This window comes from Pseudomonas sp. TWP3-1 (assembly GCF_049896625.1).
In the GTDB taxonomy this organism is placed as follows: Bacteria; Pseudomonadota; Gammaproteobacteria; order Pseudomonadales; family Pseudomonadaceae; genus Aquipseudomonas.
This window is the reverse complement of sequence record NZ_JAFCUQ010000003.1, coordinates 165,755-185,126: the sequence shown is the minus strand read 5'-3', so window position 1 is coordinate 185,126 and position 19,372 is coordinate 165,755. Positions and strand designations below refer to the sequence as shown.

The following is a 19,372-nucleotide window of genomic DNA, read 5'->3' as shown; positions in this document are numbered from 1 at the left end:
AACTACGCGAATGCTGGCACCTGACTAGACTGCTGACACATACAAAAAAAAATAAGAACGCAGAGGTGCATACAGTGAGCGTAGCCCCCGTCCAGTCGTCAATTAATGTCAAAGACCAAGTCAGCGCCGCCGAGTGGCAGACCCGTGTGGATCTGGCTGCCTGTTATCGTCTGGTCGCGCAGCACGGCTGGGACGATCTGATCTTCACCCATATTTCCGCGAAGGTACCCGGCACCGAAGATTTCCTGATCAATCCGTTCGGGCTGATGTTCCATGAGATCACCGCGTCGAGCCTGGTCAAGGTCGATCAGGCCGGCAACAAGCTTATGGATAGCCCTTACGAAATCAACCCCGCCGGTTACACCATTCACAGTGCCGTGCATGAAGTGCGTCACGACGTGGTATGCGTGTTGCACACCCACACAGCATCTGGCGTCGCAGTATCGGCGCAGAAGCAGGGCGTGTTACCGATCAGCCAGCAATCGTTGTTCGTCCTCTCGAGCCTTGGCTACCACGCCTACGAAGGCGTGGCGCTGAATCACGAAGAAAAAGCTCGCCTGCAGGCCGACCTCGGCGAGAGCAATTTCCTGATGCTGCACAACCACGGTCTGCTGACCTGTGGCGGCACCATCGCTGACACGTTTCTGATGATGTTCACCTTCCAGCGCGCCTGCGACATTCAGGTCATGGCGCAGACCGGCGGCGCTGAACTGATCGCCATCGAACCGCAGATTCTGGCCGGCGCCAAAGCGATGATCGCCGGCGTGACCAAGAGTGCTCAAGGCATGGGGGGCGCGCTGGCCTGGCCGGCGTTGCTGCGCAAACTCGATCAACAAGACGCGGGTTATAAACTCTAATGCCTCTCGCCGAGATCCCTCTGAGTGCCTGGCGCAAGCGCGGCCAGACGTTTGTCTTCGGCGGTCAGTCGATCCGTTACTGGAGCGCCGGGCAGGGTGAGCCGCTGCTGCTGATCCATGGTTTTCCGACCGCCAGTTGGGATTGGCATTATCTGTGGCAGCCGTTGGCGCAGCGCTATCGGGTCATCGCCTGCGACATGCTCGGTTTCGGCGACTCGGCCAAACCGCTGAACCACGCCTATAGCCTGCTCGAACAGGCGGACCTGCAACAGGCATTGCTCGCGCATTTGCAGATCGAAGAGTCGGTGCACATTCTGGCTCACGACTATGGCGACAGCGTCGCCCAGGAACTGCTCGCCCGGCATTACGAAGGACTGATCGAAGTCGCCAGTTGTGTGTTCCTCAACGGCGGCTTGTTCCCGGAAACCCACCGGCCATTGTTGGCGCAAAAACTGTTACTTAGCCCGTTGGGCTGGATGATCGGCCGGGCCTTTACTCGCGATGCGCTGGTGAAAAGTTTCCGCCAGATATTCGGCCCGAACACTCGGCCGAGTGAAAGCGAAATGGATGATTTCTGGAGCCTGGTCGAGAGCAATCGCGGGCCGCGGATCATGCACAAGCTGATCGGCTATATTCCCGAGCGCCGGGTGCAGCGTGATCGCTGGGTCGCGGCGATGCAGCGGGGCGACGTGCCGTTGCGCGTGATTGATGGCGAAGTCGATCCGATCTCCGGTGTGCACATGGTCGAGCGGTATCGCGAGCTGATTGCCGATGCAGATATCGTGTTGCTGCCGGGCATCGGCCACTATCCGCAAACCGAGGCCCCGGTGCAGGTGCTCAGGCATTACCTGGAGTTTCGCGATCAACTGGTGTTGCCGCCGCGCCGAGTGGCTTGCTCCTGACTGATCATCATCCCTGCGCCTTATCGCGCACCATTCAGCCTCTGCCGTATTCGTTGTGACCCGAAGCATCGTGCCTGACACTCCGGAGCACTGTCCCTCAGGCCTGCTGGAGTTGCCCCGATGAATGAGTCTGTACGTTTCGAAGATAAAGTCGTGATCGTCACCGGAGCTGGCGGCGGTCTTGGCCGGGCCCACGCATTGTTGTTCGCGAAACAGGGCGCCAAAGTGCTGGTCAATGACCTCGGTGGTTCGACCCAGGGCGAGGGCGCCAATGCTTCGGCTGCCGATCGGGTCGTTGCAGAGATTCGCGAAGCTGGCGGCATCGCTGAAGCCAACCACGACTCGGTCACCGACGGCGACAAACTCGTGCAGAACGCGCTGGATGTGTTCGGCCGTGTCGATGTGGTGGTCAACAACGCCGGAATCTTGCGCGACAAGAGCTTCCACAAGATGGACGACGCGGACTGGGATCTGGTCTATCGCGTTCACGTCGAAGGCGCCTACAAAGTTACCCGCGCCGCGTGGCCGCACATGCGCGAGCAAAATTATGGCCGGGTGATCTTCACGGCTTCCACTTCAGGCATCTACGGCAACTTCGGCCAGTCAAACTACGGCATGGCCAAGCTGGGTCTGTACGGCTTGACCCGTACGCTGGCCATCGAAGGTCGCAAGAACAACATCCTGGTCAACGCCATCGCGCCAACCGGCGGCACACGCATGACCGAAGGCCTGATCCCGCCGCAAGTGTTCGAACAGTTGAAACCGGAACTGGTCAGCCCGCTGGTGGTGTATCTGGCCAGTGAACAGTGCCAAGAGACTTCCGGGTTATTTGAAGTCGGCGGCGGCTGGATGGGCAAGGTGCGTTGGGAGCGCAGCCTCGGTGCCGGGTTTGATCCGCGTGCCGGTTTCAGCCCGGAAGATGTTGCGGCGCATTGGCAGCAAATTTGTGATTTCGAGGGCGCGGCGCATCCGAAAGACAACATTGAAGCGGTGAAGGAAATGATGGCGAATTTGCAGAAGTATTCGTTGTAGGGGCGCACGGCCACCAAACGCGGGTTTGGTGGCCGATTGGCCGATCAGGAATATTTGTTTTCGAGCATGAACGATGGAGGCGTCCAGTTCGGTCCTTTAACCGCCAGACCACTCTCACCGATAGCCAGCACGCGTGCGGCGAATAGTCGAGAGTAAGCGTTTTCCAACGTACCGTAGCCTTTGAGCAAGTCCGGGTTATAGCGTCTGATCATCATGTCCAGGAGCGGATTGGGCTTGGTCAATGCGAACACAGCAACGATGTCATCCAGAGATTCGTTTTTGACAATCTGTTCAACCGCGCTCATTTCCACATCTCCTTCAACAGTTGCTGATAATCGCGTTCGTCCTGTTCTGCTTCGGCGGCCAGTGCTTCCGGTGTGTAAAGCAGCGAAGCATCATCCGCCAGTTGAAAGTCTTCCAATGTTGCTGTGTGCACGTTGTTCCACACTGGTGAGTCCGGATCAGGTCGCTCGGTATCTCCGTACCCCAAGGCTCTGAATCTTTCGAACTCCCTCAGCTCATGAGTGTAGAAGCGCTTATCTGTATCCGTCGCTTCAAGCTCGCCACGAACAATTCTTTCAAGGCGATCGATCATTACTTTATTGGCGGCTGATGCCGAGAACTTGGAAATGTGCAGTTTCACGATATTTTCCCCTTCTGATGTAGCCAGAGCTGTAGTCCAATTCAGGTTCAGAGTCGGGCCACCCGTGTCATTCGGGTTGAATGCTCGGCCGCTGTGTTCGCCGTCTTCACTCCCTCCTTCATAAGTACCGCTGATTACCACATAAAGCGGCTCAATCCCCGAGTCATCGGGGAACACAATGATGAATCGTTCCCAACCCTCGACCAGAATCGGATGCAGGTCCAGTCGCCCTTCAACCGGAACAATCGGTCCGCCGGAGTACGGCGGCGACTCGGTTTCAACCATTGGCGACTCAGTAGAGCTATCACTCGGTGAGATGGCTGGTGTCCAGGTAAGAAAATCCGTTGGTGAACCCGGCAGTGCTATCTCGTAAACATCATTCAGCAAGTCATACGCTGCATTGAGAACAAGCACACTCGAGCGAACATGGAAGTCGTCGGCCGATATAACGAACACTTCCGTGCCAGCGCCTTGCGGTCGCACGCCCAAGCCTACGGGCATCTCCAGCGTGCCTTGTCGGTCTGCTATTTCGCGCAATGTCTGCGAAGACTCCGATGACAGCTCGGACAATGGAACGCTCATGGCAAACCGCTCGCCGTTGCCCAGACGGGACGGCATCAGCAGCGCCGCGAAACCAATCAGTACCGGGCCGCCGAACAGTGCGGCGCCCGTCGCTTTCACCGTCAGTAAACCGGCTCGCAGTGCATTGAGAATTGCGGATGATGTCGCCGGGGGAAGACGAATGGCTGTCGAAGCAAAGGAGAAATGCGGACTGGTGGAAGCCGCTACTCCTGACGCCGGGTAAACACGTTGCATCTCCGGCGAACGGTCCTCCCGCTCTCGTATCGCCTCAATGCGCTGTTCCATGTCTGCTTGAAGACGAGCCTGCTCGGCGGCCAACTCCCGTGCGGCTGTTTCAGCTATGGCTTGTGCTTCAGCCAAGGCGATCTTCAATGCCGTAATCCGCGCTCTTTCCTGAACTTCAGCTTCAGCATTGATTCGGGCAACTTCGGCAGCCAGGCGAGCCTGTTCAGCATCCCGGTGTTGTTTTTCTGCGAGCGCGGCCAGCCTTGCCTGTTCCCGCGCCCGGACTTGTTCCTGCTCGCGGCGTATTGCCTCGGCAAGTTCTCGCTGACGTTGTTGTTCGGCTGCGATCCGCGCACGTTCTGCGGCCAAGCGCTGGGCTTCTTGCGCAGCGGCAGCCGCTTGCGCCTGATCATTGGCCAGCACGGCGGACAGCCAGTTCTGCACGTTGATTTGTTGTTGATTGAGCAACTGGACAGTCTGGTTTAGAAGCCTCGCTTCATGAGCTGCCCGATAGGACTGACTCCATAGCTCTCGCACGGCCGGACCTGCGTGGTTCATTCGCCGGATAGCCGAGGCCTGGTTCAGAAAATCATTGAAGTTTTTACCCAGCGGATCGCTTCCGAAAAAACGGTTGGCAACGGCGGTCTGCTCGTGAAGTTCAGCGGACTTGCGTTGAATAAGCGTATTTCGGACATCCAGTTCGCGGACTATTGCTGCCGCTGGCGGTAGAGGGTTCGTTGCCCCTGTCAGCCGTGCGGCTGCGAGTTCATTCTCAATGGATTGCGGTAACAAATTGGACTTTGCGTTGAACTCTTGTTCCAGGGCGACTTGAGTTTCGTACATTAATTCGCGGGTTTTATGGTTGGCGCCTGCCGGCCCAAACATGCCGCTATAGGAATAGCCCTGATTACTTTCCTGGAAGGGGTCGTAATGATCTGGAGCGGGTGCATTAATGCGTGTTTCATCAAGTAACAAGGGGGGAGGTCTCTGCATATTCATGTCCTTTTGAATTGCGTGGTAACTCGCTGAAACGCTAGCACGGGCGATAGTGACGTCCGTGTCGCCAGCGCATGTTTGAGGTTGTTCAAGTTACATCAAAATTGCTGTTACAAAATCTGAGAAACCCGTAAGTAACACGGTGTTGTTTTGACAGGTTTTTCGCAGGCTAATAGCAAAACAGAGAGAATTCTTCTGCGTAGCAGGAAAGGTCCGACGTCTTTCTCGGAAAGAGTTCATAGATCGTGGGAATGACTTTTTAAACAGCCATAAAAAAGGCCGCTGCAAACGCAGCGGCCAAATAAGACGTTGGATCAAGGAGCTACAAATCAACGTCAGTGAACACCGGGTGAGAATAAGCGTATGAGTCTGAAGGAAAAACCCCAAATGCGGACATGCACTGTTACGGGGCATGTAACAGTGGGCTCATCATCCGCCGCACTGATCATGGTTCATCCAGCGGATTCATGGACGGCGCAAAGCCCCGTTTCGAGCGGGTATTCATCCTTTCGAGCGACAATACGAATACCTCCTTGGTGCGCTTATCGTCCCCGGCGCGGGGCAGTAGGGTGAGGCCTTCTGTCACTCACCGGGGAAGACGCATGACAAAAACAACAATGCGCGCCATCTTCACACCGCAGGCGCTGGCCGCCGCGGTGGCTTTGGGTTGCTGTGCCCAGGCGCACGCGGTCGCTTTCAACATCGGCGAAATCGAAGGCACGTTCGATTCGTCGCTGTCGGTCGGCGCGAGTTGGGGCATGCGCGATGCCGACAAGTCTCTGGTGGGCACGGTCAATGGCGGTACCGGGCAATCCTCGACCGGTGATGACGGGCGCCTGAACTTCAAGAAGGGCGAAACCTTCTCGAAAATCTTCAAAGGCATCCACGACCTCGAACTGAAGTACGGCGACACCGGTGTGTTCGTGCGTGGCAAGTACTGGTACGACTTCGAACTCAAGGATGAAGACCGCGAGTTCAAGCAGATCAGCGACCAGGGCCGCAAGGAAGGCGCCAAATCCTCCGGCGCGCAGATTCTCGATGCATTCGTCTATCACAATTATTCGATCGCCGACCTGCCCGGCACCGTGCGCGCGGGCAAGCAGGTGGTGAGCTGGGGCGAAAGTACTTTCATCGGCAACTCGATCAACAGCATCAACCCGATCGACGTCTCGGCGTTCCGCCGTCCGGGTGCCGAGATCAAGGAAGGCCTGATCCCGGTAAACATGTTGTTCGCCTCGCAGGGGCTGACCGATCAACTTACCGTCGAGGGCTTCTATCAACTGGAATGGGATCAGACCGTTCTCGACAACTGCGGGACGTTCTTTGGCGGCGATGTGGCGGCGGACGGCTGCAACAGCGGTTACACCGTCGGTAACCCTGCGATTGCGCCGCTGGTGCCGTTGACCACGGCCTTCGGTCAAGGCATTCAGGTGACTCGCGAAGGCGTAGTGATCCCGCGTGGTGGCGACCGCGATGCGCGGGATTCCGGGCAGTGGGGCACGGCGTTGCGCTGGCTCGGCGATGACACCGAATATGGCCTGTACTTCATGAACTACCACAGCCGCACGCCGACTGTCGGCACGACGACCGCCGGGCTGTCGACACTGGCAGCGTTGCCGGCGATGGTCGGGATAGCCAACGGCCTGGCGCCCGGCAGCGGCTCGGGCCTGGCACAAAGCGTGATGCTCGGACGCGGCCAGTACTACCTCGAATACCCGGAAGACATTCGTCTCTACGGCGCCAGTTTCTCCACCACATTGCCCACCGGCACCGCATGGACCGGCGAGATCAGCTACCGCCCCAACGCGCCCGTGCAGCTCAGCACCAACGACCTGACCCTGTCGCTGCTCAACCCGATTGCCGGCGGCGCTGCCTCGCCAATCGCCACCACCCCGGGGGCGGACAACAAGGGCTACCGGCGCAAGGAAGTCACGCAGATCCAGAGCACCCTCACGCACTTCTTTGATCAGGTACTCGGCGCTCAGCGTCTGACGCTGGTCGGCGAGGCAGCGGTGGTGCGGGTCGGTGGTCTGGAGTCGCGCGACAAGCTGCGTTACGGCCGCGACTCGGTCTACGGCCAATACGGTTTCGGCGGTGACAGGGACGGTTTCGTCACCTCGACTTCATGGGGCTATCGCGGCCGCGCCATTCTCGATTACGCCAACGTGATCGGCGGGATCAACCTCAAGCCCAACCTGTCCTGGTCGCACGATGTCGCCGGTTATGGCCCCAACGGATTGTTCAACGAAGGCGCCAAGGCGATCAGCGTCGGGGTCGATGCCGATTACCGCAACACCTACACCGCGAGCCTCAGTTACACCGACTTTTTCGGTGGCGACTACAACGTCCTCGAAGATCGTGACTTCGTGGCCCTGAGCTTCGGCGTGAACTTCTGATCTGCCCGAGAAGGATGAAAGCAATGCGCAAATTGATTCTGCAATGCGGCGTGCTGGCCCTGAGTTTGCTGGCCGCCAATGTGATGGCGGCGGTGTCGCCGGATGAAGCCAACAAACTTGGCACCAGCCTCACTCCGCTGGGCGCCGAGAAGGCCGGCAACGCCGACGGTTCGATTCCGGCGTGGACCGGCGGCATCGCGAGAAACGCCGCAGCGGTGGACAGTAAAGGCTTCCTCGGCGACCCGTTCGCCAGCGAAAAACCGTTGTTCACCATCACCGCTGCCAATGTCGACAAGTACAAAAACAAGCTGTCCGAAGGTCAGGTGGCGATGTTCAAACGCTATCCAGAGACCTACAAGATTCCGGTTTACACCACCCATCGAACCGTGGCCGCGCCGGCGGAAATCTACGAATCGGCCAAGCGCAGTGCGCTCAATGTCACGACGATCAACGACGGCAACGGCCTGGCCAATTTCACTGGCAATCGCTACTACGCTTTTCCGATTCCGAAGAACGGCGTCGAGGTGTTGTGGAACCACATCACCCGTTACCACGGCGGCAACGTCAAACGCATCATCACGCAAGTCACCCCGCAGACCAATGGCAGCTACACGCCGATCCGCTTCGAAGAAGAGATCGCCGTGCCGCAACTGATGAAGGATATCGATGCGGAAAAAGCCGCCAACGTCCTGACCTTCTTCAAGCAGTCGGTAACCGCGCCGGCGCGGCTGGCGGGCAACGTGCTGCTGGTGCATGAAACCCTCGATCAGGTGAAAGAACCGCGCCTGGCGTGGATCTACAACGCCGGCCAGCGCCGGGTGCGTCGCGCGCCGCAAGTGGCCTATGACGGACCGGGCACCGCCGCCGACGGCCTGCGCACTTCGGACAACTTCGACATGTTCTCCGGTGCGCCGGATCGCTACGACTGGAAGTTGATCGGCAAGAAGGAAATGTACATTCCCTACAACAGCTACAAGCTCGATTCGCCGAAGCTCAAGTACGACGACATCGTCAAGGCCGGGCATATCAATCAGGATCTGACTCGTTATGAACTGCACCGCGTCTGGGAAGTAGTCGGTACGGTCAAACCGAACGAGCGGCACATCTACGCCAAGCGTCACATGTACATCGATGAAGACAGTTGGCAGGTGGCGCTGGCCGACCATTACGACGGTCGCGGGCAACTCTGGCGCGTCGCAGAAGGTCATGCCCAGTATTACTACGATCAGCAGGCGCAGGCCTACACCCTCGAAGCGCTCTACGACATCATTGCCGGTCGCTACATCGCGCTGGGTATGAAAAACGAAGAGAAGCACAGCTACGAATTCGGTTTCGAAGCCAAGTCTGCCGACTACACGCCGTCAGCCCTGCGCGCCGAGGGCGTTCGGTAAGGCTTCTGATACATACGTAGTGCATGAGGCGACCGCTCGGTCGCCTTTTTTATGGGCGCCAATCAGCGCGCTGAATACTCGTCAACAAGCGCCCGGCAGAGGACTAGGGTTAGCGCACAACGATAAAAAGGCGCACCCGATGACCGCCATGCAGTCCACTGTGGATCGCCGAGGATTTTTCCCCAGGCTTTCTCCCCATCATTTGCCGCGTCCGCGTTTGAGTGCTGCACTGCTGGAATCGTCGGCGCGGGTCAGGCTGATTTGCGCCCCGCCCGGCAGCGGCAAAACCGCATTGCTAACCGAGTGCCTGTTGCAGGCACCCCCGGATTGCACGGTGCACTGGATGCCTCTGGCAGGTGCGACAATCAGCGCCAGTGAATTCTCTCGGCAGTTGGCATCTGCGCTGGGTCTGCCCGAGACGGATGAAGCTGGACTGCTTGCATCACTGGCGCGCTGGGCGGTGCCAACCTGGTTGTTCATCGATGATTTTTCTCGCCTGCCAGATGCGCCAGTGGATGCCTTGCTGGATCGCTTGCTGGCGGTCAGTAGTCCGGCACTGACCTGGTGGCTAGGCTCGCGTCGGCGCCCGCAATGCAATTGGCCGCGGTTGCTACTCGACGATGAGTTGTACGAGTGCGAAGGGGCGGCGCTGGCGCTTACCCGAAGCGAGATCATCCAGGTGCTGCAGCATTTGCCGGCAGAGCAGGCCGACAGCGTGGCGGCGCGGATCATGCAGCGCACGGATGGCTGGTGTGCGGGGGTGCGCATGGCCCTGCTGCAAAAGTGTGACTGGTCGCAAAAAAGTCTGCCGCAGCAGCGCGTGGATACGTTGCTCGATTATCTGCATCACGAATTGTTCAGCTCGCTTACGCCAGAACTGGCGGAGGCCTGGCGGGTGCTGGCGCACTTGCCGCGTTTCAATGCCGGGCTATGCGATCACCTGTTCGGCGCCTCGGAGGGCGCGCAATTGCTGCGTACGCTGCAAGCACTTGGCTGTTTCATCGAACCGTGGCGAGACTCGACCGAGTGGCTGCAGATTTTCCCACCGCTGTCGCGCTTGATGCGCGACGAGCAGTGGGCAACAGGACGTTCCTGGCATCGCCGGGCGTGTCAGTGGTTTTCTGCTGAGCAGGACTGGAAATCGGCATTCGAACAGGCGCTGCTGGCCGAAGAGTACGAAATGGCGATCAGTCTGTTGCAGCATTTCAGTTTTGAGCAGTTGTTCGAGGAACACACCGTCGTGCTCCTGTTGCGACTGCATGAACAACAGGGCGAAGCGCTGATGCTTGGCTCGCCGCAACTGATCGGCCTGGTGACCGCCGCACTGTTGTTTGCCGGACGATTTGAGCAGGCCGGCATCTGGATCGAGCATTTTGCGCGGTTTCTGCCGCAGCCATCGGCCACCCTTCAACAACAGTTGATTGCCCGCTGGCAGACCCAGCAGGGCTGGTTATTGCATTTGCAGGGCCGCATGCAGTCGGCCGGTGAGCATTTTCTGCAAGCCCTGACGGTACTCGCAGCGGATGCCTGGCCCGCACGGTTGCTGTGTCTGTCGGGACAGACCCAGCAGGCGTTGCTTCGCGGTGAGTTGGAACAGGCGCTGGCAATCAATCGCGAAGCCTTGTGCCTGGCTCGCGCCCAGGGCTCCTTGCTGTTCGAGGGCTTGCTGGAACTCGATCATGCGCAATTGCTCGAACAGCGCGGAACACCCGGGCGGGCCGAAGCGTTGTTGGCGAACATCCACGAGCTGCTGTGCCAGCAGGCCGATCCACCGACGCCGTTGCTCGGCCGTATCGCCCTGCGACGCGGACGTCTGGCGTTGACGATGGGCCAGCAGGAACGCGCGGCTGAATTTTTTCAGTCCGGGCTCGACGACTGTCTGCGCAGCCACGATAAGCGCGTGCTGTACGGCTACCTCGGACAGGCGCAACTCGCCGCCAACCGCAGCGATTTTGCCTTGGCTTTCGTGCGGTTGCGCGATGCCGAACGACTGATGCAGCAGCGGCAGATTCCGGACACGGTCTACCGGGGCGTGCTGTTACAGGTCAGCAGTCATTTCTGGTTGCAACAAGGTCGCGCCGGGCTGGCGTGCGAAGCATTGCGACGGGTGCTCAAGCATTATCAGAAGCCCGACGCCCGACAGGCGCCACCGGCGACACTGGATTTGATTGCCCGACTCGAGTATTTGCTGATTCTCGGCAGCGTTCGCGGCGAAATGTCTGCGAATGAAGGCCTGAGAATGCTTCATTCGCTGATGGAAAAAGCGCAGGCCAGCGGCATGCAGGCGCTGGCCACCGAACTGCAACTGGCCTGCGCCGAAGTGCTCTGGCTCGATGGCCGCAAACAACAGGCGCTGGAGACCCTGAATGAGGGCTGTCGTCGCGTCGAACGTGTGCAGGCGCCGCAACTCTTGCACGAGTTGGGCTTGCGCCAGCCGCAACTGATGGAGGCGGCGAGGCAATCGCCGGGTGTAGAGGATGTTATTGCAACGCCCCAGGTGCATTCGCTCAGTCAACGCGAACTGCAAGTGTTGCGGCTGATCGCCGGGGGCAACTCCAATCAGCAGATTGCCGATACCTTGTTCATCTCGTTGCATACCGTGAAGACCCATGCCCGACGCATTCACGGCAAGCTGGGGGTCGAGCGTCGCACACAAGCTGTGGCGAGAGCCAAGTCGCTCGGCCTGTGTGGATGATCAACCGCTGGCGATCAGTTCTGCTCCTCGCTTGCAGGTTGATAACCCATCCGCCAGCTCACGGCCTGCGTCGCAGCCAATAACCGCTGCGCCGCCGGGCCGTTTTCGTCGGCATGAAACAGCGAAGTCGGGCCAACGATGGTCAACACCGCAGCCACCTGACCGACCGCGTTGAACACTGGCGCCGACAAGGCATCCACCCCCGGCATCAGCAAACCGTGCACATGATGCAGACCGCGTTCGCGGATCTGTTCGCACAAGTTTATGTAGACCTGTTCGTCGGCCAGCGGATGCGCGCCCACGGCGACTTCCCGTTCACGTAGTTCATCGGTTTCCCGATGCGGCAGAAAAGCGCTGAACACCAGACCGGTCGATGAACTGAGCAGCGGCAGCACCGACCCCAGTTGCGTAACGACAGTGACCGCGCGCACCGCCGGTTCGATGTGCACCACGGTCGCACCTTGATTGCCCCACACCGCGAGGAAGCAGGTCTCGTTGAGTTCGTCGCGCAATTCGGACAGGGGCAGGGCGGCGACTTTCAGCACGTCCATACTGTTGAGTGCGGCCAGGCCCACGCGCAGAGCTTCACGACCCAGACCGTAATGGTTGGTAGCGGCGTTCTGTTCGGCGAAACCGCTGGCGATCAACGCCTGTAGATAGCGATGCACTTTGCTCGCGGGCATCTGCACGTGTTCGGCCAGACGCGACAGCGAAGTCGAGGGTGACAACTCGGCCAAAGCCTTGAGGATGTCGGTGCCGACTTCGGCCGAGCGCACTTTCTGTTTGCCGTTGCTGTCGCTGGTTTTTTCCATGGTGCTGCCGTGTCCCGGAACGAATGGACGTCTTTATAGCTTGACGCTGGATAGCGAGCAAATTACGTTATGCGTAATCGAATTACGATAAAAATAACCCCGGCGTGCCAAGACCTCTGCTCCAGAGCGTTCGGCCATGCCGACTCCCTGTTCAGGAGGCTCCATGAACTCCGATTCAACGGTCTATCAGTCCGGCTTCGGCAACGAATTCAGCTCTGAAGCGCTGCCCGGCGCACTGCCGGTCGGCCAGAACTCTCCGCAAAAAGCCCCGTACGGTCTGTACACCGAACTGTTCTCCGGCACCGCGTTCACCATGCCCCGCAGCGAATCGCGGCGCACCTGGATGTACCGGATTCAGCCATCGGCCAATCACCCGGCATTCGTCAAACTGGAGCGGCAACTGGCCGGCGGGCCGTTGGGTGAAGTGACCCCCAATCGCCTGCGCTGGAATCCGCTGGAGATCCCGGCAGAGCCGACCGATTTCATCGATGGACTGGTCAGCATGGCGGCCAATTCCGGCGCGGATAAGCCGTCCGGCATCAGCATCTACAACTACTGCGCCAACCGTTCGATGGAGCGGGTGTTCTTCAACGCCGACGGCGAAATGCTGCTGGTGCCGCAGATGGGGCGGCTGCGCATTGCCACTGAGCTCGGCGTGCTGGAAGTCGAACCGCTGGAAATCGCCGTGCTGCCGCGCGGTCTGAAATTCCGCGTTGAATTGCTCGATGCGCAAGCGCGCGGCTACATCGCCGAGAACCATGGCGCGCCTTTACGCCTGCCGGATCTGGGGCCGATCGGCAGCAACGGTCTGGCTAATCCGCGCGATTTCCTGACCCCGGTTGCCGCTTACGAAAACCTGCAGCAGCCGACCACGCTGGTGCAGAAATTCCTCGGCCAGCTATGGGGCACCGAACTCAATCATTCGCCGCTGAACGTGGTCGCCTGGCATGGCAATAACGTGCCGTACAAATACGATCTGCGCCGCTTCAACACCATCGGCACGGTGAGTTTCGATCACCCGGATCCGTCGATCTTCACCGTACTGACTTCGCCGACCAGCGTGCATGGTCTGGCCAACCTCGACTTCGTGATCTTCCCGCCGCGCTGGATGGTGGCCGAGAACACCTTCCGTCCACCTTGGTTCCACCGCAACCTGATGAACGAATTCATGGGCCTGATCCAGGGCGAATACGACGCCAAGGCCGAAGGTTTTGTGCCCGGCGGCGCTTCGCTGCACAGCTGCATGAGCGCCCACGGCCCGGACGGCGAGACCTGCACCAAAGCGATCAACGCCGAGCTGAAACCCGCCAAGATCGATAACACCATGGCCTTCATGTTCGAGACCAGCCAGGTGCTACGCCCGAGCCGTTTTGCCCTCGACTGCCCACAACTGCAATCCAGTTACGACGCCTGCTGGGCAACGTTGCCCGCCACGTTCGACCCGACCCGGAGATAACCCATGACTCAGAATTCCATCACCCGCAGCTGGGTTGCTTCGGCCAACGATCACGCCGATTTCCCTTTGCAGAACCTGCCGCTGGGCGTGTTCAGCATTGATGGCGGCGAGCCGCGCAGCGGTGTGGCCATCGGCGACCAGGTGTTCGATCTGCAAGTTGCACTTGAGGCCGGTTTGTTCGACGGTGCTGCGCGCACTGCAGTCGAAGCCACCCGTGGCGGCCAGTTGAATGCATTCTTCGATCTCGGTCGCGAAGCGCGTGTTGCTCTGCGCGAGCGTCTGCTGGAACTGTTCAGCGAAGGCAGCATCCATCGCGGCACCATCGAAGCGCAAGGCGCAAAACTGCTGCCGCTGGCGGTTGATTGCCAGATGCATTTGCCCGCGCGCATCAGCGATTACACCGACTTCTACGTCGGTATCGAACATGCGCAGAACGTGGGCAAACTGTTCCGCCCGGATAACCCGCTGCTGCCGAACTACAAACACGTACCGATCGGGTATCACGGTCGCGCGTCCACCGTTCGCCCGTCCGGCACCGATGTGCGTCGCCCGAAAGGCCAGACCCTGCCGGCCGGTGCTAGCGAGCCGGTTTTCGGCCCGTGTGCGCGGCTGGACTATGAGCTGGAGCTGGGGATCTGGATCGGTCAGGGCAACGAGATGGGCGATTCGATTGCCATCGGTGATGCGGCCGAACACATCGCCGGTTTCTGTCTGCTTAACGACTGGTCGGCGCGTGATATCCAGGCCTGGGAATACCAGCCGCTGGGTCCGTTCTTGTCGAAAAGCTTCATCACCAGCGTTTCGCCGTGGGTGGTGACTGCCGAAGCGCTGCAGCCATTCCGCGCGGCACAACCGGCGCGTCCGGAAGGTGATCCGCAGCCGCTACCGTACTTGTTCGACAAGCGCGATCAGGAGGGCGGCGCGTTCGACATCGAACTGGAAGTGCTGCTGCTCACCGAAACCATGCGTGAACAGAATCTGCCGGCGCATCGCCTGACCCTGAGCAACACCCGCTACATGTACTGGACTGTCGCGCAAATGGTCGCGCATCACAGCGTTAACGGTTGCCAGTTGCAAGCCGGTGATCTGTTTGGTTCGGGCACTTTGTCCGGGCCGCAAAACGGTCAGTTCGGCAGCCTGCTGGAAATCACCGAGGGCGGTAAAAAGCCGATCGAACTGGCTTCCGGCGAAGTGCGTAAATTCCTTGAAGACGGCGACGAAATCATCCTGCGCGCGCGTTGCGCCCGTGACGGATTTGCCTCCATCGGCTTCGGCGAGTGCCGCGGCAAAGTGCTCGCGGCGCGGTAAGGGGAGCGGGTCATGGATCTCTACACTTACTACCGATCGACCTCGTCGTACCGGGTGCGCATCGCGTTGGCGCTGAAGGGCCTGGATTACCAGGCGCTGCCGGTCAATCTGATCGCGCCAACCGGTGGCGAACATCGGCAACCGGCGTATCTGGCGATCAATCCGCAGGGCCGGGTGCCGGCGCTGCGCACGGAAGAGGGCGCGTTGCTGATTCAGTCGCCGGCAATCATCGAATACCTGGAAGAACGTTATCCACAGGTGCCGCTGCTGCCGGTCGATCTGGTCGCGCGCGCGCAGGTGCGCGGTGTGGCGGCGGTGATCGGTTGCGATGTGCATCCGCTGCACAACGTCAGCGTGCTCAATCGCCTGCGTCAGTCGGGGCATGACGAGCCGCAGGTGGTGGAGTGGATCGGGCACTGGATCAGTCAAGGCTTGGCGACGGTCGAGCAGTTGATCGGCGATAGCGGTTTCTGCTTTGGCGAGTGGCCGTGCGTGGCGGATGTGTATCTGATTCCGCAGTTGTATGCGGCGGAGCGTTTCAATATTTCGCTCGAAGCTTATCCACGGATTCGTCGGGTTGCTGCGCTGGCCGCGGAACATCCGGCGTTCATCACGGCCCACCCGGCGAATCAGCCAGATACACCTTAACGTCACACCGCAAAAACCTGTGGGAACCCCCGGCTCCCACAGGATCACCGCCGTACAAAAATCATAAAAACAAAGCAGGTACCTTGCGATGCATAACCAGATTGCCAGCTTCCGGGCGGCACTCGACGCCCGTCCTGTGTCCCGATATCAGTGGTTACTGTTGATTCTGCTGGCCTTGCTGCTGGTCACCGACGGCTACGACGCGCAAGTGCTCGGCTATGTGGTGCCTGCGTTGGCGCAGGATTGGGGTCTGGAGAAGTCGGCATTCGGCCCGGTATTCAGTGCCAACTTATTGGGGCTGACCATTGGTTCTCTGGTTGTCACGCCGCTGGCCGACCGCTTCGGCGTGCGGCGGATTCTGCTCGCTTGTGTGCTGATCTACGCCAGCCTGACCGTGCTCATGGTGTTCGCCAATTCGCTGAATTCGCTGATGGTCGCGCGGTTTATCTGCGGGATCGGCATGGGCGGCGCGATGCCCAGCGCCATGGCCTTGATGTCCGAGTATTCACCGCCACGCCTGCGCACACTGATGGTGACGCTGGCTGCATGCGGTTTCTCCTTCGGCGGCGCGGCGGGTGGTTTTGTCGCGGCTGGATTTATCGACCAGTTCGGCTGGCAAGCGGTGTTCCTCGCTGGCGGCGTCACGCCGTTGCTGTTGTTCCCGTTTCTCTGGTGGATGCTGCCGGAATCTCTGCCACGCTTGCTGCGTGATGCGCCGCCGTATACCCGCTTACGCAAAGTCACCGCGCACATGCTGCCGGACTGGCAGCCGCCGGTTGCCTCGGTCGAACAGAACGAACGCGAGCAGGGCAGCAAACTGACGGTGGTGGAGTTGTTCCGCAATGGTTATGCGCGGCCGACGTTGCTGATCTGGTCGACGTTCTTTGTCAGCCTGATTCTGCTGTATTTCATGATCAGTTGGTTGCCGTCGCTGCTGCTGGAAAGTGGTTTGAAGCTCAACGAAGCCAATCTGGTGACCTCGATGTTCCTGTTCGCCGGCACCCTGGGTGCGATCTGCATGGCCTGGTTTGCCGACCGCCTGAAGCGCAAAGTGCGTTTGCTCTCGGGCGTGCTGGCCGGCGCTGCGCTGTGCACGATTCTGCTCGGACTCAATCACGATAATCCGCGCTATCTGGTGGCCTGCGTGTTCGCCGCCGGGTTCTGCATCATCGGTGGGCAACTGACGCTGAATGCCTTTGCCAGCAACTTTTATCCGGCCCATGTGCGTGCCACGGGTACTGGCTGGGCGCTGGGAGTAGGGCGCTTCGGCTCGATTCTCGGGCCGCTCTTTGGCAGCTTGCTGCTGGCGATGCACATTCCGGTCGAGCAGATTTTCTTCTTCTGCGCGATCCCGGCGGTGATTGCGGCGTTGCTGATTATTCAGGTGCGTTCGCCCGCAGAGACAACGCTCAATGCACCACTGAATTTGGCGGCAGATGCCCCAGGCGTTCAGTCAGCCGCAGCCGCTGAATCGGGTCGTCACTGAGCAGCAACGCGTGTTCCAGATCGAAGCGCTCGGCGTTCGGGCAGTCGAGCCGTTGATACAGACTGGCGCGCGCCAGGTAATCGGCAGCGTTGCCGTTGCCCATTTCCAGTACGCGTTCGGCGTCGATCAACGCCGCGATGTAATCGTCATGGGTCAGATGCAAGTGGCGCAGGTTGCGGGACAGACGCTGGAGCATCTGCGACGGCGTCGCAGCCAGCAGATGTTCGGCGTTGAGCTGCAGGTGATGGCCGTATTGGCGTTGCAGCAGTTCCCGGCAATCGTTGGGGTACAAGCGCCGTCCACCGCACGGGTCGAGCAAGTGATCGGCGCCGGGCACCCGCAGCAGGAAGTGTCCGGGGAAGTTCACGCCGACCAAGGGGATTTCCAGACCTCGCGCCAGTTCCAGCGCAATCAGCGCGAGAGTCAGTGGCTGACCGCGCCGGGTCTGCAACACCTTGTGTAGCAAAGCGGCCTGTGGGCGCAATGGCGTGAAGTCATCCTGGGCAAATCCCAGATCGTTCATGCGCCGTAACAACGGCTGGGCCAGTTCATTGACCGGCAACATCGGCAAGCCATAGCTGACCTTTTGCTGCAACTCCTTGAAGTCTTGCAGCAACGCCTCGGGATCAACGTCTCTGGAGTGCTCGGCAGCCAGCCACAGCGCCGCTTCGAACAGCGCGGGCGGTGAACGGTGCAGGCACTCGAAAAAACGTTGGCGCGGACTCATCGAAATCTCCGGGGAATGCCTCGTTTTAGCCCCGTCTCAGGCATTCGTCCAGTGCTGCGCGGCACCGCCGACGGGATATGCCGCAACGCTCTGATAGTGGGGGCTGCTTATTCCGGTGCGCTCCAGCAATTTTCAGGCGCAAGCCTATACTGGCGACTTACCAGAAGTGATTCGGGAGCCTGCCGATGTTCGCTCTCATGCAAAGCACTCGCCTGGATTCGCTGCACCTCAGCGTTGACCCGGTTTCCGGGTTGAAGGCGGTCATTGCCATCCATAACAGTCGCCTCGGGCCAGCCCTTGGCGGATGCCGTTACCTTGCCTATCCGAATGACGAGTCCGCAGTCGAGGACGCCATTCGTCTGGCCCAAGGCATGAGTTACAAAGCCGCGCTGGCCGGTCTGGAACAAGGTGGCGGTGTCGCGGTGATCGTGCGTCCGGCGCATGTGGAGAACCGCGCCGCGCTGTTCGAAGCGTTCGGGCGCTGCATCGATCAACTCGACGGGCGCTACATCACCGCGATCGACAGCGGCACTTCAGTAGCGGACATGGATTGCATCGCGCAGCAAACTCAACATGTCACCAGCACCACCTCTGCCGGCGACCCCGCTCCGCACGCGGCAATGGGCGTATTCGCCGGCATTCGCGCCACGGCGATGGCGCGCCTTGGCAGTGACAATCTCGAAGGCTTGCGCGTGGCGATTCAGGGCTTGGGCAATGTCGGATTTGCGCTGGCCGAACAGCTGCATGCTGCCGGGGCCGAGTTGCTGGTCAGCGATATCGACCACGGCAAGGTGCAACTGGCGATGGAGCAACTCAACGCGCATCCGATCGCCAATGACGCTTTACTCAGCACACCGTGCGATATCCTCGCGCCCTGCGGTCTGGGCGGAGTACTCAACAGCCACACGGTCACGCAATTGCGCTGTTCGGCGGTGGCCGGGTCGGCAAACAATCAGCTGACGCATCTGGACGTCGCCGATCAACTCGAGCGGCGCGGCATTCTGTATGCGCCGGATTATGTGATCAATGCCGGTGGCTTGATTTACGTTTCGCTCAAACATCGCGGCGAGGAGCTGGGCACCATCACCGCGCATCTGTCGAAGATAAGCTCGCGGCTGACCGAAGTGTTTGCCCATGCGCAGGCGGAAAAACGTTCGCCGGCGCGGGTGGCGGATGAGTTGGCGGAGAAAGTCCTGTATCGCTGATCTTTTAATGT

15 protein-coding genes are annotated in these 19,372 nt (G+C 59.9%); 11 read left to right on the top strand and 4 right to left on the bottom strand.

What is annotated here, in order from left to right; all coding sequences use genetic code 11:
- The first annotated feature begins 74 nt into the window (after positions 1–74).
- The 3 genes from ACP7BN_RS06100 to ACP7BN_RS06090 all read left to right on the top strand — a co-directional run bounded on the left by ACP7BN_RS06100 (position 75) and on the right by ACP7BN_RS06090 (position 2,791).
- Positions 75–857, top strand: coding sequence for a class II aldolase/adducin family protein (locus ACP7BN_RS06100; RefSeq protein ID WP_426202483.1), 783 nt, complete (start codon positions 75–77; stop codon positions 855–857).
- Entirely contained in the window at positions 857–1,759 is a 903-nt protein-coding gene (locus tag ACP7BN_RS06095) for an alpha/beta fold hydrolase (protein ID WP_426202481.1), read from the top strand. Before ACP7BN_RS06100 ends, ACP7BN_RS06095 begins: the two co-directional genes overlap by 1 nt.
- A gap of 120 nt (positions 1,760–1,879) precedes the next feature.
- On the top strand, positions 1,880–2,791 hold the full coding sequence (locus ACP7BN_RS06090; RefSeq protein WP_426202479.1) for an SDR family oxidoreductase: 912 nt from the start codon (positions 1,880–1,882) through the stop codon (positions 2,789–2,791).
- A 44-nt stretch (positions 2,792–2,835) separates the two neighbouring features.
- Here the strand turns inward: ACP7BN_RS06090 and ACP7BN_RS06085 are convergent, their stop codons facing one another.
- Both ACP7BN_RS06085 and ACP7BN_RS06080 read right to left on the bottom strand, forming a co-directional pair.
- Positions 2,836–3,096 (bottom strand): hypothetical protein, encoded by a 261-nt coding sequence (locus ACP7BN_RS06085; protein WP_420647667.1) that lies wholly within the window; start codon positions 3,094–3,096, stop codon positions 2,836–2,838.
- Positions 3,093–5,234 (bottom strand): S-type pyocin domain-containing protein, encoded by a 2,142-nt coding sequence (locus ACP7BN_RS06080; RefSeq protein ID WP_426202475.1) that lies wholly within the window; start codon positions 5,232–5,234, stop codon positions 3,093–3,095. Before ACP7BN_RS06080 ends, ACP7BN_RS06085 begins: the two co-directional genes overlap by 4 nt.
- A gap of 605 nt (positions 5,235–5,839) precedes the next feature.
- On the opposite strand from ACP7BN_RS06080, the gene ACP7BN_RS06075 reads away from it, so the two are divergent.
- The 3 genes from ACP7BN_RS06075 to ACP7BN_RS06065 all read left to right on the top strand — a co-directional run bounded on the left by ACP7BN_RS06075 (position 5,840) and on the right by ACP7BN_RS06065 (position 11,719).
- Positions 5,840–7,633, top strand: coding sequence for a DUF1302 domain-containing protein (locus tag ACP7BN_RS06075; RefSeq protein WP_426202473.1), 1,794 nt, complete (start codon positions 5,840–5,842; stop codon positions 7,631–7,633).
- 23 nt (positions 7,634–7,656) lie between these two features.
- A complete protein-coding gene (locus ACP7BN_RS06070) occupies positions 7,657–9,024 on the top strand; it encodes a DUF1329 domain-containing protein (protein ID WP_426202471.1) in 1,368 nt (455 codons plus the stop codon).
- Positions 9,025–9,163: 139 nt separating this feature from the next.
- Positions 9,164–11,719, top strand: a complete 2,556-nt coding sequence (locus ACP7BN_RS06065; protein WP_426202469.1) for a LuxR C-terminal-related transcriptional regulator — start codon at positions 9,164–9,166, stop codon at positions 11,717–11,719.
- Between the two features lie 14 nt (positions 11,720–11,733).
- On the opposite strand, the gene ACP7BN_RS06060 is transcribed toward ACP7BN_RS06065, so the two are convergent.
- On the bottom strand, positions 11,734–12,531 hold the full coding sequence (locus tag ACP7BN_RS06060; RefSeq protein ID WP_420647673.1) for an IclR family transcriptional regulator: 798 nt from the start codon (positions 12,529–12,531) through the stop codon (positions 11,734–11,736).
- Positions 12,532–12,694: 163 nt separating this feature from the next.
- Here ACP7BN_RS06060 and hmgA point away from each other — a divergent pair, with 163 nt between their 5' ends.
- The 4 genes from hmgA (at position 12,695) to ACP7BN_RS06040 (ending at position 17,429) form a co-directional block, all read left to right on the top strand.
- Entirely contained in the window at positions 12,695–13,987 is a 1,293-nt protein-coding gene (gene hmgA, locus ACP7BN_RS06055) for a homogentisate 1,2-dioxygenase (protein WP_426202467.1), read from the top strand.
- Positions 13,988–13,990: 3 nt separating this feature from the next.
- The gene (gene fahA / locus ACP7BN_RS06050; protein WP_426202465.1) at positions 13,991–15,295 is read left to right on the top strand and encodes a fumarylacetoacetase; all 1,305 of its coding nucleotides are present in this window, start codon (positions 13,991–13,993) and stop codon (positions 15,293–15,295) included.
- Positions 15,296–15,307: 12 nt separating this feature from the next.
- Positions 15,308–15,943 (top strand): maleylacetoacetate isomerase, encoded by a 636-nt coding sequence (gene maiA / locus ACP7BN_RS06045; protein WP_420647676.1) that lies wholly within the window; start codon positions 15,308–15,310, stop codon positions 15,941–15,943.
- Positions 15,944–16,031: 88 nt separating this feature from the next.
- On the top strand, positions 16,032–17,429 hold the full coding sequence (locus ACP7BN_RS06040; RefSeq protein WP_426202463.1) for an MFS transporter: 1,398 nt from the start codon (positions 16,032–16,034) through the stop codon (positions 17,427–17,429).
- On the opposite strand, the gene ACP7BN_RS06035 is transcribed toward ACP7BN_RS06040, so the two are convergent.
- The gene (locus tag ACP7BN_RS06035) at positions 17,353–18,156 is read right to left on the bottom strand and encodes a SirB1 family protein (protein ID WP_426202461.1); all 804 of its coding nucleotides are present in this window, start codon (positions 18,154–18,156) and stop codon (positions 17,353–17,355) included. The genes ACP7BN_RS06040 and ACP7BN_RS06035 overlap by 77 nt on opposite strands.
- 185 nt (positions 18,157–18,341) lie before the next feature.
- Here ACP7BN_RS06035 and ACP7BN_RS06030 point away from each other — a divergent pair, with 185 nt between their 5' ends.
- Positions 18,342–19,361 (top strand): Glu/Leu/Phe/Val dehydrogenase dimerization domain-containing protein, encoded by a 1,020-nt coding sequence (locus ACP7BN_RS06030; RefSeq protein WP_420647679.1) that lies wholly within the window; start codon positions 18,342–18,344, stop codon positions 19,359–19,361.
- Positions 19,362–19,372 lie beyond the last annotated feature (11 nt).